Below are 25,735 nucleotides of genomic sequence, written 5' to 3'. Positions count from 1 at the left end.
GATCTTGTAGCCTGCCGCCGTGCCCAACCTCACCGCGAACCAGTACGACCGGCTGCGGCACCTGGTCCGGCGCAGCCCGGTGTTCACCGGCATGCGGGTGGTGGTCGGCGAAGACCGGGTGGAGGTCCTCGAACCCGACCAGCTCGGCTTCGGCATCGACCCGGTGGCCGACGCCGTGACCGGGGTGCCGATGGACCAGTGGGCCGACTTCGTCGACGCCAAGCTGGAGGGCATCCTCGCCGCCCTGACCGGCGGTTCCGGCGCCGACGTGCCCACCGGGCAGCTCCTCGACCGCGTCTACGCCCGGCTGCGGCCGAGCGGGGGCAGCCCGCTCGACTGGTGGTCCTACGCGCCCGAGGTGGCGCCGGGCCTGCTGGCGGTGCTCGCCGTCGACCACCCCGAGCACCTGGCCATCCTCAACGACGAGCAGGTTCGGCAACACGGCTTCGACCGCCTGTTCGACGCCGGTCTCGAGAACCTGTGCGGGCAGCTGCCACCGGAGTACGCCGTCGGCGCGCACTTCTTCGGCTTCACCGGCGGGGACCACGTCGCCTCGACCGTGCTGGTCCTGCCGTACGTGCTCGCAGCCGTGACCGGTTCGCCAGAGGCGCCGCACGGAGCGCTGGTCGCGATGCCGAACCACGGCGTGCTCCTGTGCCACGTGCTCCAGGACGGCGCCCGTGCCCGGTCCGCGGTGCGGGAGCTGGCCGAACTGGCGGCCGAGCACCACGAGGAGGCCGCCACCGGCGGTCCGGCGCAGGTCAGCCCGGTGGTGTACTGGTGGCGCGCCACCGAACCGGTGCTGCAGCCGCTCGCCCACCACGACCACGGCGGCACCGGGGTGATCGGCGACAGCCTGGTCACCCGGTACCCGCCCGAATTCGACGACCTGCTCGAGGAGCTGAGCCGCTAGCCGTGGAAGACCCCGCTGAACTGCTGGCCGCGATCCTGCACTGGGCCCGCGCCGACGACCGCGTGGAAGCCGTGGTGCAGACCGGCTCCCGGGCCAGGAACACCCGGGTCGACCGCTATTCGGACTTGGACGTCGAACTGCTCGGCCCCCGCTGGCGGGAACTGGCGGCCGACCCCGCGTGGAGCGGCGCCTTCGGGCCGGTGCTGGTCTGCGTTTCCTCGGAAGCGGACGACGAGTGGGCTTCGCGCCTGGTCGTCTACCGGCGTGGCCGCAAGGTCGACTTCAGCTTCGCCGGGCCGGACCGGCTGCGGCGGATGAAATCCGGCCTCGACGACCTCTACCAGCGCGGTTACCGCGTCCACCTGGACAAGACCGGCATCACCGCGGCACTCCCGGCCCCCACCGGCGCGGCACCGGTGCCACCCCGGCCGACGCGGGCCGAGTTCGACGAGGCACTGGACGAGTTCTGGTTCGAGGCGTCCCAGATCCCGGTCTACCTCGCCCGCGGTGACCTCTGGGTGGTCAAGTTCCGGGACAACACCATGAAGGAATACCTCCTGGAGATGCTCCAGTGGTACGCCGCCACCGAGCCGTCCGGCGCGCCCGACACCTGGCACATCGGCCACCACCTGGACGAATGGCTGCCCGAGCGGGTCTACTCGGCGGTCGGGGAGACCTTCGGGCGGTTCGACGCGGCGGACAGCTGGCGCGCCCTGCACGCCACCACCGCCGTGTTCCGCGAGGTGTCGGCGGCCGTCGCCACCCGGTGCGGCTTCCCGCCGCGCACCGAACTGGCCGAGGGGGTCACCGCGCACCTGACCGCCATCGAACGGGCGGCACGCTCGTGAGGAACCGGCTGGTCTGGCTCTTGGCCCTCTTCGTGGTGCTGGCCGGTTGCGGTCCGGCGTCCACCGGCCGGGAGTCGCCGGACGCGGTGATCAAGGCCGTGGAGGCCTTCGCCGGTCCGGACGCGCGGGTCTCGCAGAGCCGGGTGCTGGCACACCCACCCGGCGGCGAACTCCGCTGGCTGACCCTGGTCGTCGGCTGCAAACCGGATGGCGGTTGCGTGGTGGTGGCCCCGGATGGCGCCACCCATCCCGATCTGGAGACCTTCGTCCAGGACACCTCGCTGCTCGAACCGGGTACCACCGTGCGGGGCAACGCGGACCTGGCTGTCCCCGGTGCGGACGTGCGCTCGGAAACGTTCACCAAGGCCGATCCGTGGACCACGGTGTGGTTCGTCGGCGGGGGCGTGGCGGTGGTGCTGGCTGTGGCCGCCGGGATTTGGCTGGTTTTCCGGTCCCGCCGACGCCGCCGCGAAAGCGAGCGCCTGCTGCGTGCCTGGGACGAATCGGCGGAACCGGAAGCGTAGGTGGCGCGGTGAGCCGCTTCGCCGGACCTGGATCGAGCTGATGCGGACCGACACCACCACCCAGGCGCGCTCCGGACCGGGTGTGGTGCGAGGTGGTTGTTGTGTCGGGGCAGGGTTGCGGGGATGGGGAGTGCGGCGAGCCGGACCCGAGTTGGAGCCGGACCCGGGTTGAGCGCTCCTTCGGCGTTCCAGGCCGACAGGCCGGGGAAAGCTCAAGCGAGGTGCATCGTCGTACCTGGCCAGCGGGCGCGTAGCCAGCGGTCGTGGCTGGCGACCACGATCGCGCCCGGTCCCGGCGCCAGGGCGTCCTCCAGTTCGTCGCACAGGCGGGGGGACAGGTGGTTGGTCGGCTCGTCGAGCAGCAGCGCGGACGGCCGCCGCACCAGCAGCCCGGCCAGCGCCAGCCGCCCGCGCTGCCCGCCGGACAGCGAGCCGAGCGTGCGGCCGCGGTCCACCGAGCCGAGTCCGAGTCCGTCGAGGACGATCGTGGCGCGGCGGTCCGCGTCCCAGGCTTCGTGCCGTTGCGCGCTGTCCAGGCGTTCCGCGTACTCGGCGAGCAGCCCGGCGTCCTCCGGCGCGGCGGTGAGCAGCGAGCCGATCCTGCGGCAGGTAACCGAGATCCGGTGGCCGGGTGACCCGGCCGCGGTCCGGCTCGTCCACCCCGGCCAGCGAAACCCCGTCGAGCACCCGCCGTCCCCCGAAGGAACGCACGAGTTCGTGCGCGAGCAAAGCCGCGTGTCATCGCCGGACCGCCTCAGCCCGTCACCAGCCTGCCTTCCTCCAGGCGCAGCCAGCGTTCGACGCCGATGTTCGCCAGGAAGCGCTCGTCGTGGCTGACCACCACGAAGGCGCCCTGGTAGGCGTTGAGCGCGCTCTCCAGCTGCCCGGCGCTGACCAGGTCGAGGTTGTTGGTCGGCTCGTCGAGCAGGAGCAGCTGGGGCGACGGCTCGGCGAACAGCGTGCACGCCAGCGTGGCGCGCAGCCGTTCCCCGCCGGAGAGCACCCCGACCGGCAGCTGCACCCGTGCCCCGCGGAACAGGAAGCGGGCCAGGGTGTTCATCCGCTGCGCCGGTGGCATGCCCGGCGCGAAGGCGGCGAAGTTGTCGGCGACCGTCCGATCGGGATCGAGCAGGTCGAGCCGCTGGGACAGGTAGGCGATCCGGCCGTCGGCACGCCGGACCGCACCGCCGTCCGGTTCGAGTTCGCCGTGCACCAGGCGCAGCAGCGTGGACTTCCCGGAACCGTTGGCGCCGGTCAGCGCGATCCGCTCGGGCCCGCGGATGGCCAGGTCGACACCGTCGCCGCCGAACAGCTCGCGCACCTTCAGCCGCTCGCCGAGGAACAGGGTGCGCCCGGCGGGCACCGCTGTCTGCGGCAGCTCCAGCGCGATCTTCTGGTCCTCGCGCCGGGACCGCTCGGCCTGGTCCAGCTTGGCTTTCGCGGCGCTGAGCCGGGCCCCGTGCGTGCCGTCGGCCTTGGCGGCCGACTCCTGCGCGTTGCGCTTCATGGTGCCGGCGAAGATCTTGGGCAGCCCGGCGTTGCCCAGGTTCCGCGACGCGTTGCTGGCCCGTCGCGCCGCGCGCTCACGGGCCTGCTGCATTTCCCGCTTCTCGCGCTTGACCTCCTGCTCGGCGTTGCGGATGTTCTTCTCCGCCACCTCGCGCGCGGCCCGCACCGCCTGCTCGTACTCGGTGAAGTTGCCGCCGTGGAAGCGGAGTTCACCGCGGTCGAGTTCGGCGATGCGGTCCATCCGGTCGAGCAGCGCGCGGTCGTGGCTGACCACCAGCAGGCAGCCGGTCCAGTCGTCGAGCACGTCGTGCAGCTGGCGCCGCGCGTCGGCGTCCAGGTTGTTGGTCGGCTCGTCGAGCAGCAGCACGTCGGGGCGTTCGAGCAGCTGGGCGGCCAGGCCGAGGGACACGATCTGACCGCCGCTCAGGGTGGCCAGCCGGCGGTCGAGGCCGACTTCACCGAGGCCGAGCCGGGCGAGCTGGGCGCGGGTGCGTTCCTCGATGTCCCAGTCGGTGCCGATGGTGGTGAAGTGCGCTTCGTCGGTGTCACCGGCTTCGATGGCCTCCAGCGCCCGCAGCACGGCGTCGACGCCCAGCACCTCGGCGACGGTCAGTTCGGCGGTCAGCGGCAGGTCCTGGGGCAGGTAACCGAGCACGCCGTCGACCGCGACGCTGCCCGCCGACGGCCGCAGTTCACCCGCGATCAGCTTGAGCAGGGTGGACTTCCCGGCCCCGTTGGGCGCGACCAGCCCGGTGCGGCCGCCGGGCAGGGAGAACGCAAGGCCGTCGAACACGGGTGTGTCGTCGGGCCAGGAAAAGGACAGGGCGGAGCAGACGACAAAGGCGTCGGACATGGAACGAACCTCGAGAAGGTGTGGCGGGGCACCACGAGCACCCCGAAGGAACTGGTGTGGACGACAACACGGCCACGCCGGCCGCGAACGGCCCGCCGGTGGCCTGCTACCCCCGGATCTCACCCGGAGATGTCGTCTTCACCTGCCACGTCAACGCTCCTCGATCATGGACTACCGGTTCGACGATAGCAGTTCTCCGCGAATCCGACCCGCAGGGCTCACGCTTGGTAGCGGGTGGCGACCGCCGTGGCGCGGTCGTGCAGCCGGGTGCGCAACCACCGCGGCGCCAGGACTTCCGCGTTCGCAGCGAGCTGCCACATCGCCCATTCGGCGTGCCGGGCGTCCTGGAAGCCGACCTCCAGCCGCGCCCAGCCGTCCGCGCCGGTTTCCTCGGCGTGCACCGCGATGGCGGTGCCCGTGAGCTCCCCGCGCCGCGCCGGGTGCACCCGGACCAGCGCGGTGACCTGGTCGCCGCCGGTGCGGAACCGCGTGCTGCGGTCCTGCCACGCCCGGCCGAGGTCGACCCGCTCCGGTCGCTGGGCGGGTTCTGCGAGTTCCTCGGCGGCCAGCACCCGCGACAGCCGGTAGGTGCGGTCCTCGCCGGATCGGGTGGCCAGCAGGTAACCCTGGCCGCGCACGGTGACCAGGCCGATCGGGTCCACCGTGCGCCACCGCGGCTCCTGGTCCGCGGCCGCGTAGTGCAGGCGCAGCTTGTGCCCGGCGAACACCGCGCGCCGGACCTCGGCCAGCACGGCGCCGGGCAGCTCCTCCTCGTCGGCCTGCCGCCGGGCGAGCAGGTCGATCTCCGGATCGATGAGCAGCCGCTGGGCCGCGCCCGCCGCGGTGGCCCGGTAGCTCTCGGGCAGCGCGTCGACCACCTTGCGCATGGCCGAAGCGAGCGCCGCGCTGAGGCCGAAGGCCTGCGCGCCCCGCCGCGAACCGGCGACCAGCAGGGCCAGCGCCTCGTCGTGGTTCAGCCCGGTGAGCTCGGTCTGGAAACCGGGCAGCAGGGCGAACCCGCCGTGCCTGCCGCGTTCGGCGTAGACCGGGACGCCCGCCGCGGACAGCGCCTCGATGTCGCGCAGCACGGTGCGGGTGGACACCTCCAGCTCGCGGGCCAGCGCGGTCGCGGACAGCCTGCCGTGCTGCCGCAGCAGGAGCACCAGCGAAACCAGCCGGTCGGCACGCATGGGAAAAATCCTACGGGAATACACGACACAGGATGTCGTGATTCGCTGGGAGGCTCTCTTCATGACAAGCGAGCCCATGACAAGCGAGCCCATGACAAGCAAGACAGCGGCCACCGAGCCGAACGACCTGGGCAGGTTCTTCATCGAGCGCGGCAACGCGGGTGATGTGGACGGACTGGTGGCGTTGTACGAACCGGACGCCGTGCTGGCGTTCCCGCCCGGCAACCTCGCCACCGGGCACGCGGAGATCCGCAAGGTGTACGAGGGGTTCGTCGCCGCCGCGCCGGTGCTCACACCGGGCAGGCAGCACCCGGCGCTGGTGAGCGGGGACCTGGCGCTCACCGTGTCCACGCTGACCACCGGGGAGATGACCGTGGAGATCGCCCGCCGCCAGCCGGACGGTTCGTGGTTGTGGGCCGTGGACCAGCCGGTGCTGGTGCCGTGAGGGGGTGGTGGCGGTGGGTTTCCGGCCACCGCCACCGTCCGCGGCCGGACCGGGCTGCCGGACGCGAGTGGTTCGGACCAGCGGTGCGGAGGCTCAGTCCATCGGGGTGGTGAGCCGCCGCCGGGCGAGCAGCGCGGCCGTCACGATGGCCAGGCCGAACACGAAGGCGACGAGCCAGAGCTCACCGGCCAGCGGGGCGGACAGCGCCAGCGCGATACCGGGGCCGATCCGCGTGGACCGGCCCCGCCGCCACAGTTCCACCGTGTCGATCACCAGCGTGACCACCGCCGCGGCCAGCACCGGCAGCAGCACCAGGGAGAAAACCACCGCGTACCCGTGCGGGTCGCCGTCGGTGACCACCGAGTCGTCCCCGCTGAGCAGCCGGACGACCCGGATCACCGACCACAGCGCGACGAGCAGCCCGGCGGGCAGCAGCAGCCGCCGGAGCAGGAGGTGGCGTTGCCGGACGGCATCGGTGACCATGCCGCCATGCTAGGCGAATCCCGCCGGTCAGGAAGCCAGGACGAGGCGGCGGGCGGACAACGCCAGGCACCGGTCGCACGGCATGCCGCGGAACCCGGGCAGCAGTTCCGCCTGCCGCGACTGGAGCCGTTCCCCGCACAACGCGGCCAGCTCCCGCGGCACGCCCCGGTCCGGTTCGGCGGGCACCAGGTGGCACACGCGTCTGGTCTCGCCGACGACGCCACGCTGGAAGCGAACGACCATCATCGGGAGATCGGTACCGTGTGCCATGCCGGTAAGGCTAGGGCCGGGCGGGCGAACGGGCTTCGTGCCAACGGACCAAGGAATTCCGGGGTCGCTGGTCCGGCGGACCGAAATCGCTTCAGCGCCTGGCCAGCACCGCGCGCCCGAGCCGGTGGCACAGGTTCAGCGCGAGTTCCACGTCGAGCCGGTTGTCCGCCACGGGCTTGCCGAGCAGTTCCTGCGCCTTGCGCACCCGGTACTGCACGGAGTTCTTGTGCATGAGCAGCCGTTCGGCCGCCGCGGTGTAGCTGCCGCCCTCGGCGAGGAACACCCGCAGCGTTTCGCGCAGCCGCTCGTGTTGCTCGTCGTCACCAGCCAGGTCACCGAGCGTGTCCTCGATCCACGTCCGCGTCGCGGGGAAGTCCGAGGTCATCAGCGCCATCGCACCGACGTCGCGGAAGGTCAGCACGCGGTCGCAGCCCTCACCCGCCGCGACCGCCAGCGCGTGCACGCGGGCCGCCTGCCGGTGCGTCTTGCGGAACCCCGCGATGCCGTGGCCGGGTTCCCCCACCGCGACCCGGACCTCCGGGTCGGTCCCGAGCGCGTCCTTGATCTCGGCCTCGGTCGGCCCGGCCTGCCCGTCCACCGGCACCCACACCCACGCGCACAACTCGTCGTTGGGCACGAACAGCGGCCGGGCACCACCGGAGCGCAGCGCGCCGAACCGGCCGGCCAGTGCTTCCAGCCCGGCCAGCGGGTCCGGCGGGCGGGTGGCCCCGGGGTACCAGGCGACCAGCCCGACGTGGTGGCCGCGCAGCCGGTAGCCGAGCGCGGCCTCGCTGGCGCCGATGTCCGCGCCCTCACCGTCGAGCAGGGCGCGGACGCGGGCCGCGCGCACGGCACTGCGGTTGAGCAGCCAGGTGTCGCGCTCCTCCTCGTAGGCGGCCACCACCTGCTGGGTGACCCGGTCGATGAAGACCAGTGCACCGTGGAGCGCTTCGCGGGTCAGCGCGCCGAGCACCCCCGCGTCGCGGATCTGCCGGGTGCCCTCCTGGATCGCCAGGTCCAGCATCGCCATCTGGCCGAGGTAGTAGGCCCGGATCAGGTCGATCACCGAGGTGCCGCGCTGGGCCAGCCGCCGCGCGTACTCCACCGCGGCGGCCGGCGCCTCGACGCGGGTGGGGTCGATGCCGTGCTCGAAGATGCGCAGCGCGGTGTCGATGTTCTGGTAGACGCTGGCGGAGAGCAGGCTCACCATGCCCTCGTCGTCGTGGACGAGGTGCGGCAGCTCCCGTTCGTAGAGGGCCACCAGCTCGGCCGTCACCTCCGCGGCGCGCTCGTTCAGCGCCGCGGCGACGCGGGAAAGGCGGCTGAGGTGGGATTCCTCCACGTGATCACCCTAAGCCGTTACACCCGCGCTCCCGGTGTAAAAACCCCGCGCAGGAACCCGGCGAGCAGGTCGCCGAACTCCTCCGGTCGTTCCAGCGCGACCTGGTGCCCGGCGCCCTCGAACGAGACCCGTTCCGCGTGCGGGTTCGAGCGCACCGCCAGCTCCGCCACCTCGTGGATGTCCCGGGTGTCGAGGTCGCCCGGAGCAGGTCGGGGAACCGGGCCCGGACCCGCCGGTCCACCTCCTCGGGTGTCCGATGTGGACAATCGACCGGCAGTCACACCACGTGTGCCGTGGCCAGCGGGAAGTCCTGCTCGCCCAGCGCCGCGGCCCCCTTCTCGCACTGGGCGGGGGTGAACGGGTCGCGTTCGACCATGCCGCTGATGCCCGGTGAAGCCAGGAACAACGCGGTGACCCGCTCCGGGTGGGCCAGGGCGAAGTCGATGGAGGTGCGGCTGCCGAGCGAACTGCCCACCAGGGTCGCCCGGCCGATGCCGAGCGCGTCCAGCAGCAGGCGGAGGTCGTGGTAGTGGGAGAACCCGCTGTCCGGCCCGGGTTCGGCGGAGTCGCCGGGCCCGCGGGCGTCGAACCAGACCACCCGGTGGCGCCCGGCGAACACGGGCACCGACTCGGCCCGGATCGACCGGCTGGTGCCGCCGGGGTGCAGGAACACCAGTGGCGGGCCGTCGCCGCTCTCCTGGTAGGCCAGCCGGCCGTCGCCGGTGCCGACGAATCCGCTCATCCACGCCCTCCCCGGCGTCCGGCTGGCAGTATCGCGCGGGTGAGCGCCGGATCGGAACTGGTTTCGCCCTTCACCGCCGGGGTGGGCTACGCGGTGTACCGCGGTCCGGTGACGGACTGCGGCATCCACCGCCACGCCGCTTTCCAGATCGCCATCGCCGAACGCGGTGAGGTCGCCATGGTGGACGCGTCGGGGATCCGCCACCACGGCGTGGCGCTGGTCGTGCCGCCGATGGTGCCGCACCGCCTGCCCGCCACGGCCGGGTTGCGCACCTACTACGTCGAACCCCAGTGCGTGTTCGCCGATCGCCTGCGCGGGTACCGCGGCATCACCGCGGTCCCCGGACTGCGTGGTCTGCACGCGGCGGACATCGCCGGGCACCCGTCCACCGCACTGGACCCCCGCCTGGTGGCGGCGCTGGACCGGTTGCGGGAGCGGAACCTGCCGATGCCCGCGCTGGCCGAGGCGGTCGGCCTGTCCGCCCAGCGGCTGCGGGCGCTGGCCCGGCAGCAGCTGGGCCTGCCGCTGGCGCGCTGGCGGGTGTGGGAGGGGCTGCGCCGGGCGGCGGAAGCGTTGCAGGAGGGGCAGTCCCCGGCCGGTGCGGCGGTCGCCGCGGGCTTCACCGACCAGGCGCACCTCACCCGCCGGATGCGCGAGATGCTGGGCCTCACGCCCGCGGCGGTGCTGCCGTTGCTGCGTGGTCAGTCCCGCCGCGCGACGTAGATCGAGATCGAGCCGGAAACCGTGGGCACCACCTCGGTTTCACGCACGTCGGTGAAACCGGCTCCGGTCATCAGGCCCGGCAGGGCACCGTCGGCGTTGGGCTGGGTGTCCGCCTTGCCGTCGGCCAGCTGGACGATCCGGAAAGCCAGGCGCATCAACGGGGTCCGCTGCCGTCCGTAGTCGGCGAGCACCAGCTTCCCGCCCGGCCGCAGCACCGCGGCCATCGACGCCAGCACGGCCCGTTTGACCGGGACGGGGCACTGGTGGAGCACGAGGCTGGAGACGACGGTGTCCGCCGAACCCGCTCCCAGCAGTCCGGGCAGCGCGTCGCCGAGGCCGGTGAGCCACCGCACCGCCGCACCGGTGTCCTTGCGCCGGGCGAGCGCCAGCACCTCGGGATCGGGGTTCACGCCGACGATCCGGGCCTCCGGCTCCGTCCTGGCCAGCAGCAACGCCAGTGAGCCGGTGCCACACCCCACGTCGACGACCACTTCGCCGGGTCGCGGTGCCACGTGGAGGGCGGTCAGCGCCCGCCACAGCCGTTCGCGGGTCAGTGCGATCACGGGGTCGTAGAGCCGCGTCGGGGCGAAGCGGCCCAGTGCGGGGGTGAAGGCGTTCTCGGTCATGCGCGCAGTTTCGCCCGCGCGCGGGAACCGGTCTTGTACGGAACGCTCAGCGTGCCCGGAACGCCCGCCGGTAGGCACCCGGGGTGGTGCCGACCCGCGGCTGGAAGCGGCGGCGCAGGTTGACCGCCGAGGTCAGGCCGACCCGGGCCGCGATCGCCTCCACCGGCAGGTCCGTGCCCTCCAGCAGGGTGCGGGCCTCGGCCACCCGGCGGGACAGCAGCCACGCGCCGGGGCTGGTGCCGAGCTGCTCGGCGAACCGCCGCGCCAGGGTGCGGGAGGAGACCCCGAGGTAGGCGGCCAGGTCGTCCACCGACAGCGGGGCGTCGAGGCGCGCGCCCGCCCAGTCGAGCAGGCCGTCCAGCGCGTCGGCGGGTGGCGGGGGCGGGGCGTACTGCACCTGGCCGCCGTCGCGGTGCGGTGGCATCACCATGTGCCGCGCGACGAGGGCGGCGTGCGCGGTCCCGTGGTCCTTCCGGACCAGGTGCAGGCAGAGGTCGATGCCCGCCCCCGCGCCGGCGCTGGTGGCGACGTCGCCGTGGTCGACGTAGAGCTTGTCCGGCTCCACGCGGACCCGGGGGAACTCCCGCCGCAGCCGCTCGGCGCGGGCCCAGTGCGTGGTGGCCGAGCGGCCGTCGAGCAGGCCGGTGCGGGCCAGCGCGAACACCCCGGAGCAGATGGTGATCAGCCGCGCCCCGCGGGCGTGGGCCCGCAGCAGCGCGCGGCGCACGCGGGCGGACAGCGGTGCGCTGACCGGTGCCCAGCCGGGGATGAGCACGGTGTCCGCGGACGCGAGCGCGGACAGCCCGAGGGAGACGGACATCGCGTAACCGGCGGTGGTCGGCACCGGGCCGGGGCTTTCCGCGCACACCTCGAATTCGTAGTGCTGCGGCACCCCGTCGCGCGGGGTGCCGAACACCTCGGCGCCGCAGCCGAGTTCGAAGGTCGACTGCACCGGCCGCACCAGGGCCACCACACGATGCATGGCAGGAAAGTACTCCACGGTGTCTTCGCTGACACTTCCCGGTCGGCCGCGCGGGCGGCACCGTGGGAACCATGCACCCCGAAATCCTCGCCCAGGCGGGCTACACCTTCGTATCAGTCGAGGAATCCCCGGTCCGCGAACTGTTCCCCGGCATCCGCTTTCGTCCACTGTGGACAAGCCCGGCCGGGGCGCACGCCGGCGTGCTGGAGATGGACCCCGGCACCTCCTGGCCCCACCGCGACGTCCACGAACCGGGCCCGGAGGAGGTGTTTGTGGTCGAGGGCACCTTCAACGACGGCGCCCGTGACCACCCGGCCGGAACCTTCCTGCACGCCCCGGCCGGTTCGTGGCACGTGCCCGCCTCGGCCACCGGCTGCACGCTTTTCCTGTTCTACCCGGAGGGCTAGGCTGGCTTCCTAGGGTTCCTAGGATATAACTAGGACGTCTAGGAAAGGAGGGAGCATGGCGCGGGCCGGACTGACGGCGGAGCGGGTGACGCTGGCGGGTGCCGAACTGGCCGATGAAATCGGCCTGGACCAGGTGACCATGTCGGCGGTGGCGCGGCGGCTCGGGGTGAAGGACGCGAGCCTCTACGGGCACGTGCGCAACCGGGAGGAACTGCGCGGGCGGATCGCGTTGCTGGCGGCGGACGAGAAAACCGTGCGCATCGCGGAGGCGACCGCCGGGCGGGCGGGCAAGGACGCGCTGGTGGCCTTCGCAACCGCCTGGCGGGAGTACGCCCACGAGCACCCCGGTCGCTACACCGCGACCCAGCTCCCGATCGACATCGATCCCGAACTGGTGGCCAACGCGCCGGGTCCGCGGCGGGCGGTCGAGCTGACCTACCGCATGTTGAGTGCCTACGGGCTGGACGAACCCGACCTGACCGACGCGGTCCGGTTGCTGCGCAGCACCTTCCACGGGTTCGTCGCGCTGGAGGCAGCCGGCGGGTTCGCGCACCGGCGTTCACCGCAGCAGTCGTGGACCCGCGCACTCGACGCGCTGCACGCCCTCCTCGGGAACTGGCCTTCGGAATGACGGAACTACGCGTGCCCGGCGCGACCCTGCACTACGAGGTGCACGGCGACGGCCCGCTGCTGTTGCTGATTCCCGGTGGCACCGGCGGTGCGGCTGCTTTCGAGGACGTGGTGCCGGATCTGGCGGAGGAGTACACCGTCCTCACCTACGACCCTCGGGGCATCTCGCGCAGCACGCTCGACGACCCGGACGCCGCGCAACACGTGGCCGAACACGCCGACGATGCGTTGCGCCTGCTGGACGCGCTCTCGCCGGACGAGCCCGCCCGGGTGTTCGGCTCCAGTTCGGGCGCGATCGCCGCCCTGCACCTGCTGGCCACCCGGCCGGACCGGGTGCTGCGGGTGGTCGCGCACGAACCGCCGGTGGTGGCGGTCCTGCCGGACGCCGCTGCCCACCGGGCCCTGCTGGCGCGGGTGTCGACGGCTTTCCGCGAGGAGGGTCTCATGGCGGCCATGACCGTCTTCGCCGCCGGAATGCGGGGTGGCGGGGAGGCCGCCGAACTACCGCCACGGGCCGCTGCTCGCGTAGCGCGGACGATGGGGAACCTGCCGTTCTTCGTCGGCCGCATCGTGCCGAGCTTCATGTCCTATGTGCCCGATGTCGACCACTTGACGAGGCTTTCGGGGCGGCTCGTGCTCGCTTGCGGGGAGGACTCGCGTGGGGAATTGCCGTCTCGGCCAGCGGCTTGGCTGGCTTCGCGGCTGGGTTCGGAGTTGGTGCGTTTTCCGGGTGGGCACGTCGGCCTGACCACGCATCCGGCGGAGTTCGCGGCGCACCTCAGGGAAGTTCTCCAGGCTGGCTGACCGGTCAGCTCGGGCAGCTGCCAAGCCGGTGCACGTCAAAGCTGGCGCAACCCGTTGATGAGCAGGCCGACCATGCGGCGCGCGTCGTAGCGGTCGGTGTGTTCCGCGCCCACGCACAGGTTTCCCACGGCCCGCAGGAATTCGAAGGGTTCGACGTCCGGGCGGATTTCGCCGGCCGAGGCGGCGGCGTCCAGCAACTGCTCGCACACCGGTACCAGCCGTTCCAGGAAATAGGCGTGCAAAGCCTGGAAACCGCTGTCGTCGGACTGCATGGCTTCGGCGAGGCCGTGTTTGGTGACCAGGAAGTCGACGAAGAGATTGATCCAGTCGGCCAGGGCGGCGTGCGGGGAGGCGGCTGCCGCCAGCAGGGCGGGCCCGGCCTCGGCGCAGGCTTCCACCTGGTGCCGGTAGACGGCGACGATCAGGTCGGCCCGCGTCGGGAAGTGCCGGTAGATGGTGCCGACGCCGACGCCCGCCCTGGCCGCGATCTCCCGCACGGGCACATCGACGCCGGCCGCGACGAACGCCGCGGCGGCCGCGTCCAGCAGAGCCTTCTCGTTGCGCCTGGCGTCCGCCCGCTTCCGTGGAACCACGTCGACCTCCCGCACTTGGCAAACGGAACGATGTTCCGTATGTTCGGTAGCGGAACAGCGCTCCGCTTGTTCCAAGGATGCCAGAGGAGGCACAACCATGCGGTACCGCACCCTGGGGCGCACCGGCGTGCAGGTCAGCACCCTGGTGCTCGGCGCGATGAACTTCGGCGCCATCGGGCGCACCACGCAGGACGAGGCCACCGCCATGGTCGACGTCGCGCTGGAAGCCGGGATCAACCTCATCGACACCGCCGACGCCTACGGCCAGGGCCAGTCCGAGGAGATGGTCGGCAACGCCATCGCCGGTCGCCGCGACGACCTCGTGCTGGCCACCAAGGCGCACCTGCCGATGGGCGGCGAGCGCAACCACCGCGGCAGTTCACGGCGCTGGCTGGTCACCGCACTGGACAACAGCCTGCGGCGCCTCCGGGTGGACCACGTCGACCTCTACCAGATCCACCGCTGGGACCCGGGGACCAGCGACGAGGAAACGCTGTCGGCGCTGACCGACCTGCGGCGCGCGGGCAAGATCCGCTACTTCGGCTCCTCGACCTACCCCGCCCACCGCATCGTGCAGGCGCAGTGGGCCGCACACGAGCACCACCTCGGCCGCTACGTCACCGAACAGCCCCCGTACTCGATCCTGCAACGCGGCATCGAGGCCCACGTCCTGCCGGTGACCCAGGAGTACGGGCTCGGCGTGCTGGTGTGGAGCCCGCTGGCCTCCGGCTGGCTGTCCGGTGCGATCCGGGCGGACCGGGAGATCACCACCAGCCGCTCGGCGGTGCTGCCCGAGCGCTTCGACACCAGCCTCCCGGTCAACCGCGCCAAGCTGGGCGCCGTGGAACGGCTGGCCGAGGTCGCCGACGAGGCCGGTCTGACGCTGATCCAGCTCGCGCTCGGCTTCGCCACCGCGCACCCCGGCGTGACCAGCGCGATCATCGGCCCCCGCACGGTGGAGCACCTGCGTTCGCAGCTCGCCGCCGCGGACACCGTGCTCCCCGCCGGCGTGCTCGACGCGATCGACGAGATCGTCGCGCCCGGGGTGGACCTGGCGCCGGAGGAGAAGCACGACACCCCGCCGTCCCTGCTCGACGCGAACCTGCGCCGGCGCTGAAGGGCCACACCGTGACAAGAACGCGCTACGGCATCATGACCGCACCGTCGCAGGTCGGCTACGACGAACTCCGGCGGGTCTGGCTGGAGGCCGACGCCGTGCCGGAGATCGAGCACATCTGGTTGTACGACCACCTCATGCCGATCTTCGGTGACCCGGACGGCCCGACCTTCGAGGGCTGGACCCTGCTCTCGGCGCTCGCCGCGCAGACCCGGCGGCTGCGCCTCGGGCTGCTGGTGACCAGCAACCGGTTCCGGCCACCGGCCGTGCTGGCCAAGATCGCCACCACGGTGGACGTCGTTTCCGGCGGACGGCTCGACTTCGGCATCGGCGCGGGGTCCCGTCCCGGCGTCCCGATGGCCCGGCGCGAGTACGACGCCCACGGCCTGCCGTACCACGACGCCGCGCACGCCGTGGCGAGCCTCGCCGAGGCGTGCGCGGTCATCCGCACTCTGTGGACGGAGGACGAGCCGTTCGACTTCCACGGCGAACACGTGCAGCTGACCGGGGCGTTCGGCAATCCCAAGCCGGTGCAGCGGCCGCACCCGCCGATCGTCATCGGCGGGCGGTCGGCCGGCGTGCTGCGGATCGTGGCCGAGCACGCCGACGTGTGGAACACCCCCGGCGGCGACCTCGCCGGCGTGGTGCAGCGCAGCGCCCTGCTGGACCGCTACTGCACCGAGATCGGGCGCGACCCGGCGACGCTGACCCGCTCGATCCACCTGCCGGTTTCCTACGAGCAGCCCGGCCGGGTGCGCCACGCGATCGGTGAAGCGGTGGACGCCGGGTTCCGGCACATCGTGCTCGGCCTGCCCTCGCCCCATCCCGAAGGGGTGGCGCGGTGGGTGGCCGACGAGCTGATCAGGAATCCGTGAAGGCCGCCGGGGAAAGCGAAAGCCGCCAGAAGCCGGCATAGCGGCCACCTCGGCGCAGCAGTTCCTCGTGGCTGCCTTCCTCGACGATCCGGCCGCCGTCGAGGAAGGCGATGCGGTCGGCCCGCTGCACGGTCCGCAGCCGGTGGGCCACCATGACCACCGTGCGGCCGGCCACCAGCCGCTCGATGCCCGCGTGCACGGCCGCCTCCTGCACCGGGTCGAGTGCCGAGGTGACCTCGTCCAGCAGCACGATCGGGGCGTCCTTCAGCAGCGCCCGCGCGATGGAGACCCGCTGGCGCTCACCGCCGGACAGCAGCGCCCCGCCCTCCCCGACGTGCGCCGACCAGCCGCCGGGCAGCCGGTCGACCACCTCGTCCAGCTGGGCCGCGGTCGCCGCCGCCCGCACCTGCGCTTCGGTCGCCTCCGGGCGGCCGAAGCGCACGTTCTCCTCGATGGTGCCGTCGAAGAGGTAGACCTCCTGGAACACCACGGCGATGCGCTGCATGAGCACCTCGGTGCTGATCGAACGCACGTCGGCACCACCGACGCGCACCGCGCCGCCGTCCACGTCGTAGAACCGCGCGATGAGTTGCAGCAGCGTGCTCTTGCCCGCACCCGACGGCCCGACCACGGCGAGCCGCTGCCCGTCCGGGACGGTGAACGACACGCCGTCGCACACGGTCCGCTCGCCGTGCCGGAAGACCACCGAGTCGAACTCCAGGTCGTGCCGCCGCGGTTCGACCGGCTCGGGCGCCTCCGGCAGCGGCTCGGTGCGCAGCACCGCGTCGAGCCGGACCAGTTCGGCGTTCGCCGCCCGCAGCTTGCCGCCGATGTCCGCCAGCGACAGCAGGGGATCGGCGCACCGCGCGGCGAGCACCAGGATCGCCAGCAACTGCGCCACCCCGATGCTGGCGCCGAGCACGAGGGCGGCGCCGAGGGCCAGCAACGCGGTGAAGAACGCCTGCACGGTCAGCGTCAGGCCGAGCACACCGGGCAGGGTGGCGAAGGTGGACCGGCGGGCCGAGCGCTGCAACCCGGACAACGCGTCGTCGAGCGCGCGGAAGCGTTCACCCGTGCGGCCACCCGTGCGCAGCACCGGCTGCGCCTGGAGGTATTCGATGACCCGGCCGGAGGCTTCGTGCTCGCGTTCGGCGCGTTCGGTGTCGGCGGCGGCGGTCGACCGGCGGGTCCAGCGCTGGATCCCCGCCACCACCGGCACGGCGAGCAACGCCGCCAGCCCCAGCCGCCAGTCGAAGGCGAGCATCACCGCGACGGTGGTCAGCGGGGTCACGCAGGCGGAGATGAACGGCGCCAGCAGGTGCGCCGCCACCCCCATCGCGTTCAGCACGCCCTCGCTGGCCAGCACCGAGACCTCGCCGACGCGCCGGGCGGTGAACCAGCCGATGGGCAGGCGGGCCAGGTGATCGCCGAACCGGTGGTACACCCCGCGCAGCAACGAGGTCCCGACGCGGAAACCGGACAGGTCACCGAGGTAGCGCAGGACCGCGTACCCCGCGACCGCGGCCCCGAAGGCGAGCAGCCACGGCCAGACCTCGCCGGGGTGCTCGCCGAACAGCACCTGCAGCACCGGCACCAGCAGGGCGTAGGACAGGCCCTCGGCCACCGCGGCCGCGGTCATCACGGCCGCGGTGCGGCGCATCGGTTTCGCGTGCTGGTGGCCCAGCACGCGCAGCAGCGTCCGGATCATCGGGTCTCATTCCCTTCGACGGCTTGGTGGGAGCGCCAGAACTCGGCGAACTTCCCGCCGCGCGCCAGCAGTTCGGCGGGTGCCCCGCGCTCGGTGACGACCCCGTCCTCGAGCACCACGACGGTGTCGGCGTCGGCGACGGTTTCCAGCCGGTGGGCGATCACCAGCACCGTCCGGTCGCCCGCCAGCTCCGCCAGCGCGGTGCGCACGGCCTGCTCGGTCTGCGGGTCGGCGAAGGCGGTCGCCTCGTCGAGCACCAGGACCGGGGTGTCGGCGAGCAGCGCTCGGGCGAGCGAAATCCGTTGCGCCTCACCGCCGGAGAGCCGGACGTCCTCGCCGACGACCGTGTCGTACCCGTGCGGTAGTTCCAGGATGCGGTCGTGGATGTTCGCCAGCCGGGCGGCGCGGACCACGTCGTCCCGGCCCGCCCGCGGGACCGCCAGCGCGATGTTGTCCGCGATGGACGCGCGGAGCAGGCGGACGTCCTGGAAGACGAAGGAAACCAGCCGGTGCAGCCGTTCGCTGCCGATCCGGTGCAGCTCCACCCCGCCGAGCCGCACCGACCCGTGGTCCGGGTCGAAGAACCGCGGCAGCAACTGCACCAGCGTGGACTTGCCGCTGCCCGACGGGCCGACGAGCGCGGTGACCGTGCCGGGTTCGAGCACCAGGTCGATGCCCCGCAGCACCTCGTGCCCGGGTTCGTAGCCGAACCGGACGCCCCGCAGCTCCACCCGGTGCCCTCGGGGTGCCTCCGGCCGGTCGGGTTCGGGCAACGGCGGCACGGCGAGCACCTCCCGGATCCGGCCGATCGCGCGCCGGGCGGTCTGCACGTCGTCGAACCCGTGGCCGAGCGCCGCCACCGGAGCGGTCAGCCCGAGGCCCAGCAGCAGGAACGGCAGCAGGTCCGCCGGGGCCAGGCCGCCGGAGCCGATCAGCACCGCACCGCCGATGAGCACGACCAGCAGCACGAACGGCGGGGACAGCGCCAGCTGCAGGCCCGCGGCGATCAGCGAGACCCCGCGCACCCACCGGAAGAAGATGCGGGCGTAGTCGTCGGCGGCGGTGAGGAACCGGCGGTGGGCGCGCCCGGTCCCGCCGAACGCCTTGACCACCGCGATGCCCTGCACGAACTCGACCACCGAACTGGTGATCCGGCCCATCGCCCCGTCGAACTCCGCCTGCTCGCGCAGCCGGGCCGGGGTCATCATCAGCGGGACCAGCGCCACCGCCAGCACCACCGGGATCAGCGTGATCAGCGTCAGCCGCCAGTCGACGGTGACCAGGTAGACCAGCGAGACCAGCGGCACCACGAAGGCGGAGACCAGCTCACCGGGGGCGTGGGCGATCAGCGGGTGCACGGCGCTCACGTCCGCCCCCACCACCTTCGCCAGTTCACCGGTCCGGCGCCCGGAAAGCCAGCCGATCGGCACGCGGCCGAGGTGCGCGGCCAGCCGCCGCCGGAACGACAGCTGCACCCGGCTGTCGAGCAGGTGCCCGATGCCGGAGGACGCCGCCGTGGCCAGCAGCCGCACCAGCAGGCCACCGGCTCCGGCCAGCACCACGAACCAGACGTGGCCGGGGTCGGCCGGACCGGGCGAGAGCAGGGTGCGGCCCAGTTCGACGACCGCGAGCAGCGGTGCCAGCCCCGCGACGGCGCCGATCACCTGCAGGAGCACCACGGCGGTGAAACCACGCACGTGCGGTCGCAGCAGCCCGGTCAGCGCGGTTGCCCCGGCGGTTTCGGTGTTGCCCACCTCAGCCCGCCAGCGCCCGGTTCAGCACCGCGCCGAGTTCGGCCAGCTGCCGCTGCGACACCTCGGCCGACAGGATCGCCTGCGAACCGTGGAAGGTGCCCGCCCACTGGTGCAGCTCGACCGACACCCCGGCTTCCAGCAGGCGCATCCCGTAGGCCAGGTCCTCGTCGCGGTTGGGGCAGAACTCCGCGGTGGCGATGTGCGCGGGTGGCAGGCCGGACAGGTCGGTGGCGCGCGCCGGCGCGGCGTACGGCGAGGCGGGCGCGCCGCCCAGGTAGTGCTGCCACGCCGCGGTCACCTTGTCGCGGTTCATCCACGGCGTCTCGGTGAAGTTCCGCGCCGACCACGACTGCTGCCGGTCGTCCAGCCCCGGCTGGTTGAGCAGCTGGAAGCAGATGCGCGGCCCCTGCTCGTCACGGGCCCGCAGGGTCAGCCCGGCGGCGAGGCCGGCGCCCGCGCTGTGCCCGCCGACCGCGATCCGATCGGGGTCGATGCCCAGTTCGGCCGCGTTCGCCGCGGCCCAGGTCAGCACCGCGTAGGCGTCGTCGAGCGCGGCTGGGAACGGGTGCTCGGGCGCCAGCCGGTAGCCCACCGAGAGCACCACCACCCCGGCGCTGTCCGCGAGCCGGATGGCCCACGGGTGCTCGGTGTCCACGTCACCCATCACCCACCCGCCGCCGTGCAGCCAGATGACCGCACCGCGGGTCGCCTGCTGCGGGCGGTAGATCCGCACCGGCACCTCCGGGTCACCGGGCACCAGCCGGTCCTCGATCGCCATGCCGGGGACCTCGGGCAGCGGAATGGCGGTGGCCAGCGCGGCGAAACCCTGCCGGTCGGTCACCGGGTCGGACAGGCTGGACTTGGGGAAGAGCGGGATGAACGCTTCGAGTTCGGGATCCATGACCACGATCCTGGCCAGGCGCGGACGGGAGTTCATCCGCCGCGCGTCGGGCATTCCGGCCCCGCGGCGCGACGATCGCCGCTTATCCTGCGGTCATGGAAGCATTGGCCGCGCGGTTGACGCAGCTGGACTCGGAGGCCGGGGGCGCGCTGCGCGTGGTGATGTTCTACGACACGCTGATGCGCCGCCGCGTCGACCTCCCGGCGCTGGCGCGGGCCTCGGCGGGCCTGGCCGAGTGCGTGGCGGGCATCCGGTTGCACGGCACCGGGCGCACGCTGCGCATGGCGCCCGGCGGCGGGGAGGCGACCGCGCCCGCCCGGGCGCCGTCGTCCACGCTGCCGATCACCCTCGACGGCGAGGAGATCGGGGTGGTCTGGCTGGAGCGCCCCGGCGCACCGCGGTTGCTCGACGAACTGGTGCTGGACCGGCTGGCCATCGCCACCGCCGGGGTCGTCGAGCGCTACGGTCCCGCCCGCACCACCATGGCCGATCCCGCGCTGGTCGAGCTGGTGATCAGCGCGGACAGCGACGAGGCGGCCAGGGACCGGGCCCTGCGGTTGCTGGGCTTCCCCGCCGACCTGCCGGTCCGCGTGCTCGCCGTGCGCACCGAACTGCCGCTCGACCGGGTCGCCGGCCTGGTCTGCCCCGGCCGTCCGGTGAAGGCGGCGTCGGTGGCCGACCTGGGCGTCATCCTGGCCACCGCGGTGGACCCGGCCCGGCTGCCCGCCGGGGTGCGCGCGGGCTTCGGCGCCGCCGACCGGCCCGAGCGGGCGTGGCCGGAAGCCCGCACGGCGCTGCGGTTCACCACCAGCCGCCAGCCGGTGGTGCACCACGCCGAGCTGGGGGTGCTGGCGCTGCTCGCGCAGGTGCCCGCCGACGCCGCGCGGGCCAACACCGACGTCACCGCGATCGCCCGGCTGGCGGACAACCCGGACGAGCTGGACACCCTGGACGTCTACTGCGCCACCGGTTCCCTCCGCCGGGCCGCCGACCGGCTCCACCTGCACCACAGCAGCGTCGCCCGGCGGCTCGAACAGCTCGGGAAGGCGCTGGGCTTCGACCTCACCGAGCCCGCCGGACTGCTGCGGGCCCGGCTCGCCCTCACCGCGTGGCGGCTCCTCGACGGCTGAGCACGGTCTCCTCGCGCATGTGCGACAGCTTCTCCGGATTGCGCACCGCGTAGAGCCCGGTGATCCGCCCTTCGTCGATCCGCACCGCCACCACCGTGTCGAGTTCGCCGCCGAGCTGGACGGTCAGCGCCGGGAAGCCGTTGACCTGGGCCGGCTGGAACGCGATCGCGTCCGCCACCCGGCCGAACCCCTTGACCAGCACGCGGGCCACCCGGTCGGCGCCGACCACGGGCTTCGGCACGGCCTGCACCACCCCGCCGCCGTCGCCGAGCAGCACCACGTCCGGCGCCAGGATGTCCAGCAGGCCCTGCAGGTCACCGGTTTCCACGGCGTGCTTGAACGCGTCGAGCGCGTTGCGCGTCTGGGCCGGGGAAACCGGGCCGCGCGGGCGGCGGGCGGCCACGTGCGCCCGTGCCCGGTGCGCGATCTGGCGGACCGCGGCCGGGCTCTTGTCCACGGCTTCGGCGATCTCGTCGTAGCCCAGCGCGAACACCTCACGCAGCACGAACACCGCGCGCTCGGTGGGCGCGAGCGTTTCCAGCACCAGCAGCATCGCCATCGAGACGCTGTCGGCCAGTTCGACGTCCTCGGCCACGTCGGGCGCGGTCAGCAGCGGCTCGGGCAGCCACGGGCCGACGTAGGACTCCTTGCGCCTGCCGAGCGTCCGCAGCCTGCCGAGCGCCTGGCGCGTGGTGATCCGGACCAGGTACGCACGCGGGTGCTGCACCGCGTCGAGGTCCACGTCCACCCAGCGCAGCCAGGTCTCCTGGAGCACGTCCTCGGCGTCGGCGGCCGAGCCGAGCATTTCGTAGGCGACGGTGAAGAGCAGGTTGCGGTGGGCGAGGAAAACCTCGGTGGCGGGGTCCGGGCGATCGTCCACTGCGGACATGGTCTTCCTCCTGGTGCTCGGTGCTGACCCCATCAGACACCGGACCACGCGGATTTGTGACAAGGGGGCGGTGTCACAGATCCGGGACCGGCGGCATCTGGTGGGCGTCCGATGCGGAACCCCAGGAAGGGATCAACCCATGGAACCCCGGTTCAACCTGTTCGAGAACGCGTTCGCGGTGAAGGCCGCCAAGCGGTTCGCCGCCGTCGCGCTGCTCATCGAGCAGTCGGCGCTGCCGAAGTCCACCCGTGAACTGGTGTCGCTGCGCGCCAGCCAGCTCAACGGCTGCGGCCAGTGCGTCGACATGCACACCAAGGAGGCCGCGGCGGCGGGGGAGACCCCGGTCCGGCTCCACCTGGTCGCCGCCTGGCGCGAGGCCACGGTGTTCACCGAGGCCGAACGGGCCGCGCTGGCGCTCACCGAGGAGGCCACCCGGCTCGCCGACGCGCACCGGGGCGTCTCCGACGAGACCTGGGCCCGGGTGCGCGAGCACCACGACGACGACCAGGTCGCCGCGCTGCTCTACCTGGTCGCGATGATCAACGCGGCGAACCGGCTCGGGGTGGTGACCCGGACGCCGGGTGGCGCCTACGAGCCGGGCATGTTCGCCGCGTTCACCGGCTGAGGTCCGGGAGGCCGGCGATCTCCCACAGCGCCAGCGCCTTGTCGGCGTACGCGCCGTTCTCCTCGGTGCAGCCCTCGAACAGCACCTCCAGCGGCTGCGGGAAGTCGAACGGCGCCCGGCGCAGGTTCAGCGGCCGCCAGTCGCCGGTGGCGATGTCGGTGTTGGCGGCCGTCTCCGGGAACGTGGTGGTGAGCAGGTACTTCGAGCCGCTGCGCCGGAGGTTGCCGAGCGCGCGCCGGATGTCGTCGTCGCTGAGGTGGACCAGGCAGTCGCGGCAGAGCACCAGATCCGCCGCGGGCAGCGGGTCGCTGGTCAGGTCGAGCACCCGGAACTCGCGTGCCGGGTCGTGCCCGAACCGGTCGGTGTTCCGGTCGACGAGTTCGGGCACGATGTCGGCACCGACGTACCGTTCGACGCCGAGGTCCACGCCGCTCAGCCAGCCGAAGTCCCCGCAGGGCAGGTCCAGCAGCGTCCGCACGCCGTGGCGGGCCAGCAGGTCCGGCAGCTTCGCCTGGAGGTCACGCGTCTGGCCGGCTTCGGAACCCGGTCCCGAGACCGATGCCGAGGCCCAGAGATTGGCCTGGAAGATGTAGCTGAACCGCTCCCGGTTGTCCATGCGTTCGAGCGCTTCGGCGTGCTGCCGGTAGTTCCGCTGCGCCACGGTGATCGGCCGATCGTCCATGCCTCCCACCATAGGCCGGGAAACGCCTGGGCTGCGGACGAACCGGGCGGGGTCACCGACAACCCGCGTCGGTGACCCCGCCTGCGGATCAGGAGTCGGCGGGCGCGCCGCGACCGGTCTGGCGCTGCAGCTCGTCGATGCGCCGGGAGGCCTCCACCTTGGTCAGGTTCTCCGGCACCTCCACCCCGGCTTCCTGGGCGAGCGTGCTCAGGTAGGAAGCCTGCGGCCCGGTCATCGGCTCGTCGCCCGTGGTCCAGTCGTCGGGGTCCTTCTCCGGTGTCTGGCTCATCGCACTTCCTTTCGTCGAACGCGGGTTCGACATACCCCGCCCCCGCGCATTCGACACCTGCCGGTTTTCCCCCGGTCCGGCCGATTGACCCCGCGTCCGGCGGCGGTTAGAACCACGGGATGAGCTTCCTCCCGGTGCTGCTCGCGGCCGGCCTGCTGGTCGCCGATCCCCACGCCGACGCCATCGCGCCCACCACCACCGCGGTGGTGCAGAACGGTGCCCGGGCGCTCGGCGCCCCGGACGGCCTCCACGCCACGGTGTCGGGGACCGCGAACACGCACGTGGTGTTCGACCTCGGTGCGGGGGAGGAGGGCACCGGTGACCTCCTGGTGCACTTCCACGGGTACGGCCTGGCCACGCAGACCACCGTGGACTTCCTCGACGGCGCCGGGCAGCAGGTCTCGACCGCGCCGCTGGCCATGATCGGCCTCGGGAACCGGACCGCCACCGTGGACAACCCCTCGTCCGCGCCCTACCGCTACGTCCGCATCCAAGCCGGTTTCGTGCTCAACCCGCTGCAGTTCGGCGTGGACGCCATCACCGCCGGCTGAGGAGTACCGGAACGTTGCTGCGGAAGGTGTTCGCCGGGTCGTGACGGCGTTTGACCTCCCGCAGCCGGGCCAGCGCGCCCGGGGTGAAGGCGTCGGCGGCGGATTCGCCCGGGTTCAGGAAGGTCAGCGGTTTGCGCCCGCTGGTGGGCAGGGCGCCGGCCAGCTCCTGTTGCCTGGCCGCGACTCCCGCGCCGGGCAGGCCGAACAGGTACAGCGCGTACGGCTCGGCCAGCGCGCCGTGCGGGCTGTCCGACGGCCGGGCCAGCGCTCCGCCCAGGTGCCGGAGCTGGGCGGTCATCACCGGCGCGATCGGCTCGGCCAGCAGGGTTTTGACGGTGACCTCGGACAGTTCGGTGAGCAGCTCACCACGGGACACCCCCGGCCCGGGGTCGGTGGGTTCGGCGGTGATGCCGCCGATCTCGGACACCGCCATGACCCGCCTGCTGTCGGAAACGGGCCGCGGCAGGTGGTCCAGCGCGGCGGTCAGCTCACGTGCCTCGGCCGCCGGGCCGAGGTGGGTGAGGTCGATCGCGACCATCGGTGCCGCACCGGGGAAGTGCAGCAGTTCCAGCCAGGCGGTCAGCTGCTCGGGGGCGGTGGCGGTCAGCTGCCGGTACGCCTCCGCGACCTCGGGGGCGTGCTCGGCGGTCCACCGCACCCGCCCGCCGTAGAGGTGCGGGGCCGGGTGCAGGACCAGTTCCACCGCGGTGACGACGGCGTAGTCGCCACCACCGCCGCGCAGCGCCCAGAACAGGTCGGGATCGGTCTCGGCGTCGACCCGCCGGGCACGTCCCGCGGCATCGACGATCTCGAAGGCGGTGACGCTGTCGGCGACCCAGCCGTGTGCTCGGCTGAACCAGCTCAACCCGCCGCCGAGGGCGACCCCGGTGACGCTGACCACCGGTGAACTGCCGGGCAGGCCGGTCAGGCCGTGCTCGGCCGCGGCGGCCTGCAGGCGCCCGGAGGGCACGCCGGCGCCGACGCGGGCCCGGCGGGTGACGGGATCGATCTCGATGGTGTCGAGCAGGCGGGTGCGCAGCAGGATGGCGCCGCCGGTGCGGCCCGTGGCACCGTGCCCGTTGGGCTGGGTGGCGATGCCGAGCCCGGCTCCGCGGGCGAACTCGACCAGTGCGGCGACGTCCTCGGCGTCGGCCGCCTCGACCACCGCCGCGGCGGGCTGCTCGACGGCGAGGTTCCAGGCGCGGCGGGCCGGGTCGAATCCCGGCTCACCCGGCAGCCAGACGCGGCCGCGGACGGTGGAACGCAGGGTGGACAGCTCGCTCATGGTCTTCCTTCTTTCCCGTGGTGCGGACTCCACCACGATCACCTG

Annotated in this window: 31 protein-coding genes; 13 read left to right on the top strand and 18 right to left on the bottom strand. The window is 72.9% G+C overall.

Annotation, left to right across the window (positions count from 1 at the left end):
• Positions 1 to 19: 19 nt before the first annotated feature.
• Genes AC07EG_RS15300 through AC07EG_RS15290 form a run of 3 tightly spaced genes read left to right on the top strand, consistent with a single transcriptional unit; the run spans position 20 to position 2,285 of the window.
• Complete coding sequence (locus AC07EG_RS15300; protein ID WP_478253715.1) at positions 20 to 913, top strand: hypothetical protein; 894 nt, start codon at positions 20 to 22, stop codon at positions 911 to 913.
• Between the two features lie 2 nt (positions 914 to 915).
• Positions 916 to 1,761, top strand: a complete 846-nt coding sequence (locus AC07EG_RS15295; RefSeq protein WP_478253714.1) for an aminoglycoside 6-adenylyltransferase — start codon at positions 916 to 918, stop codon at positions 1,759 to 1,761.
• Positions 1,762 to 1,781: 20 nt separating this feature from the next.
• Positions 1,782 to 2,285, top strand: a complete 504-nt coding sequence (locus AC07EG_RS15290; protein ID WP_478253713.1) for a hypothetical protein — start codon at positions 1,782 to 1,784, stop codon at positions 2,283 to 2,285.
• A 212-nt stretch (positions 2,286 to 2,497) separates the two neighbouring features.
• Here the strand turns inward: AC07EG_RS15290 and AC07EG_RS15285 are convergent, their stop codons facing one another.
• The 3 genes from AC07EG_RS15285 to AC07EG_RS15275 all read right to left on the bottom strand — a co-directional run bounded on the left by AC07EG_RS15285 (position 2,498) and on the right by AC07EG_RS15275 (position 5,837).
• Positions 2,498 to 2,770, bottom strand: a complete 273-nt coding sequence (locus tag AC07EG_RS15285; protein WP_478253922.1) for an ATP-binding cassette domain-containing protein — start codon at positions 2,768 to 2,770, stop codon at positions 2,498 to 2,500.
• A 269-nt stretch (positions 2,771 to 3,039) separates the two neighbouring features.
• Positions 3,040 to 4,647: an ABC-F family ATP-binding cassette domain-containing protein gene (locus AC07EG_RS15280; protein ID WP_478253712.1), complete on the bottom strand. Its 1,608-nt coding sequence runs from the start codon at positions 4,645 to 4,647 to the stop codon at positions 3,040 to 3,042.
• Between the two features lie 218 nt (positions 4,648 to 4,865).
• Positions 4,866 to 5,837 (bottom strand): helix-turn-helix transcriptional regulator, encoded by a 972-nt coding sequence (locus AC07EG_RS15275; RefSeq protein ID WP_478253711.1) that lies wholly within the window; start codon positions 5,835 to 5,837, stop codon positions 4,866 to 4,868.
• Positions 5,838 to 5,928: 91 nt separating this feature from the next.
• Here AC07EG_RS15275 and AC07EG_RS15270 point away from each other — a divergent pair, with 91 nt between their 5' ends.
• Complete coding sequence (locus AC07EG_RS15270; RefSeq protein ID WP_478253710.1) at positions 5,929 to 6,282, top strand: YybH family protein; 354 nt, start codon at positions 5,929 to 5,931, stop codon at positions 6,280 to 6,282.
• A gap of 93 nt (positions 6,283 to 6,375) precedes the next feature.
• Here AC07EG_RS15270 and AC07EG_RS15265 read toward each other — a convergent pair whose 3' ends face one another.
• The 5 genes from AC07EG_RS15265 to AC07EG_RS15245 form a co-directional block, all read right to left on the bottom strand.
• On the bottom strand, positions 6,376 to 6,765 hold the full coding sequence (locus AC07EG_RS15265) for a hypothetical protein (RefSeq protein ID WP_478253709.1): 390 nt from the start codon (positions 6,763 to 6,765) through the stop codon (positions 6,376 to 6,378).
• A gap of 27 nt (positions 6,766 to 6,792) precedes the next feature.
• Entirely contained in the window at positions 6,793 to 7,035 is a 243-nt protein-coding gene (locus AC07EG_RS15260; RefSeq protein WP_478253708.1) for a hypothetical protein, read from the bottom strand.
• Positions 7,036 to 7,126: 91 nt separating this feature from the next.
• A complete protein-coding gene (locus tag AC07EG_RS15255) occupies positions 7,127 to 8,377 on the bottom strand; it encodes a PucR family transcriptional regulator (RefSeq protein WP_478253707.1) in 1,251 nt (416 codons plus the stop codon).
• Between the two features lie 17 nt (positions 8,378 to 8,394).
• Entirely contained in the window at positions 8,395 to 8,547 is a 153-nt protein-coding gene (locus AC07EG_RS15250; RefSeq protein ID WP_478253706.1) for an alpha/beta fold hydrolase, read from the bottom strand.
• Positions 8,548 to 8,654: 107 nt separating this feature from the next.
• The gene (locus tag AC07EG_RS15245; RefSeq protein ID WP_478253705.1) at positions 8,655 to 9,119 is read right to left on the bottom strand and encodes an alpha/beta fold hydrolase; all 465 of its coding nucleotides are present in this window, start codon (positions 9,117 to 9,119) and stop codon (positions 8,655 to 8,657) included.
• Positions 9,120 to 9,158: 39 nt separating this feature from the next.
• On the opposite strand from AC07EG_RS15245, the gene AC07EG_RS15240 reads away from it, so the two are divergent.
• Positions 9,159 to 9,842: an AraC family transcriptional regulator gene (locus AC07EG_RS15240; RefSeq protein WP_478253704.1), complete on the top strand. Its 684-nt coding sequence runs from the start codon at positions 9,159 to 9,161 to the stop codon at positions 9,840 to 9,842.
• Here AC07EG_RS15240 and AC07EG_RS15235 read toward each other — a convergent pair.
• Entirely contained in the window at positions 9,821 to 10,468 is a 648-nt protein-coding gene (locus AC07EG_RS15235) for a class I SAM-dependent methyltransferase (protein WP_478253703.1), read from the bottom strand. The genes AC07EG_RS15240 and AC07EG_RS15235 overlap by 22 nt on opposite strands.
• Positions 10,469 to 10,514: 46 nt before the next feature.
• Positions 10,515 to 11,450 carry a GlxA family transcriptional regulator gene (locus AC07EG_RS15230; RefSeq protein ID WP_478253702.1) on the bottom strand — a complete coding sequence of 312 codons (936 nt, stop codon included), beginning with the start codon at positions 11,448 to 11,450 and terminating at the stop codon, positions 10,515 to 10,517.
• Between the two features lie 71 nt (positions 11,451 to 11,521).
• On the opposite strand from AC07EG_RS15230, the gene AC07EG_RS15225 reads away from it, so the two are divergent.
• Genes AC07EG_RS15225 through AC07EG_RS15215 form a run of 3 tightly spaced genes read left to right on the top strand, consistent with a single transcriptional unit; the run spans position 11,522 to position 13,291 of the window.
• Complete coding sequence (locus tag AC07EG_RS15225; protein WP_478253701.1) at positions 11,522 to 11,857, top strand: cupin domain-containing protein; 336 nt, start codon at positions 11,522 to 11,524, stop codon at positions 11,855 to 11,857.
• A 55-nt stretch (positions 11,858 to 11,912) separates the two neighbouring features.
• The gene (locus AC07EG_RS15220; protein WP_478253700.1) at positions 11,913 to 12,488 is read left to right on the top strand and encodes a TetR/AcrR family transcriptional regulator; all 576 of its coding nucleotides are present in this window, start codon (positions 11,913 to 11,915) and stop codon (positions 12,486 to 12,488) included.
• 11 nt (positions 12,489 to 12,499) lie between these two features.
• Positions 12,500 to 13,291 (top strand): alpha/beta fold hydrolase, encoded by a 792-nt coding sequence (locus tag AC07EG_RS15215; RefSeq protein ID WP_478253699.1) that lies wholly within the window; start codon positions 12,500 to 12,502, stop codon positions 13,289 to 13,291.
• Positions 13,292 to 13,326: 35 nt separating this feature from the next.
• Here the strand turns inward: AC07EG_RS15215 and AC07EG_RS15210 are convergent, their stop codons facing one another.
• Positions 13,327 to 13,884, bottom strand: coding sequence for a TetR/AcrR family transcriptional regulator (locus AC07EG_RS15210; protein WP_478253698.1), 558 nt, complete (start codon positions 13,882 to 13,884; stop codon positions 13,327 to 13,329).
• Positions 13,885 to 13,981: 97 nt separating this feature from the next.
• Between AC07EG_RS15210 and AC07EG_RS15205 the strand changes: the two genes are divergently transcribed.
• A complete protein-coding gene (locus tag AC07EG_RS15205) occupies positions 13,982 to 15,001 on the top strand; it encodes an aldo/keto reductase (RefSeq protein ID WP_478253697.1) in 1,020 nt (339 codons plus the stop codon).
• Positions 15,002 to 15,036: 35 nt separating this feature from the next.
• Positions 15,037 to 15,876: an LLM class flavin-dependent oxidoreductase gene (locus tag AC07EG_RS15200; protein ID WP_478253921.1), complete on the top strand. Its 840-nt coding sequence runs from the start codon at positions 15,037 to 15,039 to the stop codon at positions 15,874 to 15,876.
• Here AC07EG_RS15200 and AC07EG_RS15195 read toward each other — a convergent pair.
• From AC07EG_RS15195 to AC07EG_RS15185, 3 genes are read right to left on the bottom strand one after another with little or no spacing between them, the layout of a single operon-like run.
• The gene (locus AC07EG_RS15195; protein ID WP_478253696.1) at positions 15,863 to 17,584 is read right to left on the bottom strand and encodes an ABC transporter ATP-binding protein; all 1,722 of its coding nucleotides are present in this window, start codon (positions 17,582 to 17,584) and stop codon (positions 15,863 to 15,865) included. The two genes, AC07EG_RS15200 and AC07EG_RS15195, sit on opposite strands and share 14 nt — an antisense overlap.
• Positions 17,581 to 19,338, bottom strand: coding sequence for an ABC transporter ATP-binding protein (locus tag AC07EG_RS15190; RefSeq protein WP_478253695.1), 1,758 nt, complete (start codon positions 19,336 to 19,338; stop codon positions 17,581 to 17,583). Before AC07EG_RS15190 ends, AC07EG_RS15195 begins: the two co-directional genes overlap by 4 nt.
• A gap of 1 nt (position 19,339) precedes the next feature.
• Positions 19,340 to 20,239: an alpha/beta hydrolase gene (locus AC07EG_RS15185; RefSeq protein ID WP_478253920.1), complete on the bottom strand. Its 900-nt coding sequence runs from the start codon at positions 20,237 to 20,239 to the stop codon at positions 19,340 to 19,342.
• A 95-nt stretch (positions 20,240 to 20,334) separates the two neighbouring features.
• Here AC07EG_RS15185 and AC07EG_RS15180 point away from each other — a divergent pair, with 95 nt between their 5' ends.
• Positions 20,335 to 21,369, top strand: coding sequence for a PucR family transcriptional regulator (locus AC07EG_RS15180; protein ID WP_478253694.1), 1,035 nt, complete (start codon positions 20,335 to 20,337; stop codon positions 21,367 to 21,369).
• Here AC07EG_RS15180 and AC07EG_RS15175 read toward each other — a convergent pair.
• Positions 21,341 to 22,258: an RNA polymerase sigma-70 factor gene (locus tag AC07EG_RS15175; RefSeq protein WP_478253693.1), complete on the bottom strand. Its 918-nt coding sequence runs from the start codon at positions 22,256 to 22,258 to the stop codon at positions 21,341 to 21,343. The genes AC07EG_RS15180 and AC07EG_RS15175 overlap by 29 nt on opposite strands.
• 139 nt (positions 22,259 to 22,397) lie before the next feature.
• On the opposite strand from AC07EG_RS15175, the gene AC07EG_RS15170 reads away from it, so the two are divergent.
• Positions 22,398 to 22,883: a carboxymuconolactone decarboxylase family protein gene (locus AC07EG_RS15170; protein ID WP_478253692.1), complete on the top strand. Its 486-nt coding sequence runs from the start codon at positions 22,398 to 22,400 to the stop codon at positions 22,881 to 22,883.
• Here the strand turns inward: AC07EG_RS15170 and AC07EG_RS15165 are convergent.
• Complete coding sequence (locus AC07EG_RS15165) at positions 22,873 to 23,565, bottom strand: class I SAM-dependent methyltransferase (protein ID WP_478253691.1); 693 nt, start codon at positions 23,563 to 23,565, stop codon at positions 22,873 to 22,875. The two genes, AC07EG_RS15170 and AC07EG_RS15165, sit on opposite strands and share 11 nt — an antisense overlap.
• A gap of 88 nt (positions 23,566 to 23,653) precedes the next feature.
• Positions 23,654 to 23,854, bottom strand: a complete 201-nt coding sequence (locus tag AC07EG_RS15160; RefSeq protein ID WP_478253690.1) for a DUF3072 domain-containing protein — start codon at positions 23,852 to 23,854, stop codon at positions 23,654 to 23,656.
• Between the two features lie 119 nt (positions 23,855 to 23,973).
• Here AC07EG_RS15160 and AC07EG_RS15155 point away from each other — a divergent pair, with 119 nt between their 5' ends.
• Positions 23,974 to 24,405 carry a hypothetical protein gene (locus tag AC07EG_RS15155; RefSeq protein WP_478253689.1) on the top strand — a complete coding sequence of 144 codons (432 nt, stop codon included), beginning with the start codon at positions 23,974 to 23,976 and terminating at the stop codon, positions 24,403 to 24,405.
• Here the strand turns inward: AC07EG_RS15155 and AC07EG_RS15150 are convergent.
• Positions 24,392 to 25,690 carry an FAD-binding oxidoreductase gene (locus AC07EG_RS15150; protein ID WP_478253688.1) on the bottom strand — a complete coding sequence of 433 codons (1,299 nt, stop codon included), beginning with the start codon at positions 25,688 to 25,690 and terminating at the stop codon, positions 24,392 to 24,394. The genes AC07EG_RS15155 and AC07EG_RS15150 overlap by 14 nt on opposite strands.
• Positions 25,691 to 25,735 lie beyond the last annotated feature (45 nt).

The organism is Amycolatopsis sp. NPDC045836, from assembly GCF_056431745.1.
Note: the sequence above shows the minus strand (reverse complement) of the source record. Positions and strands in the feature narration are given on the sequence as shown.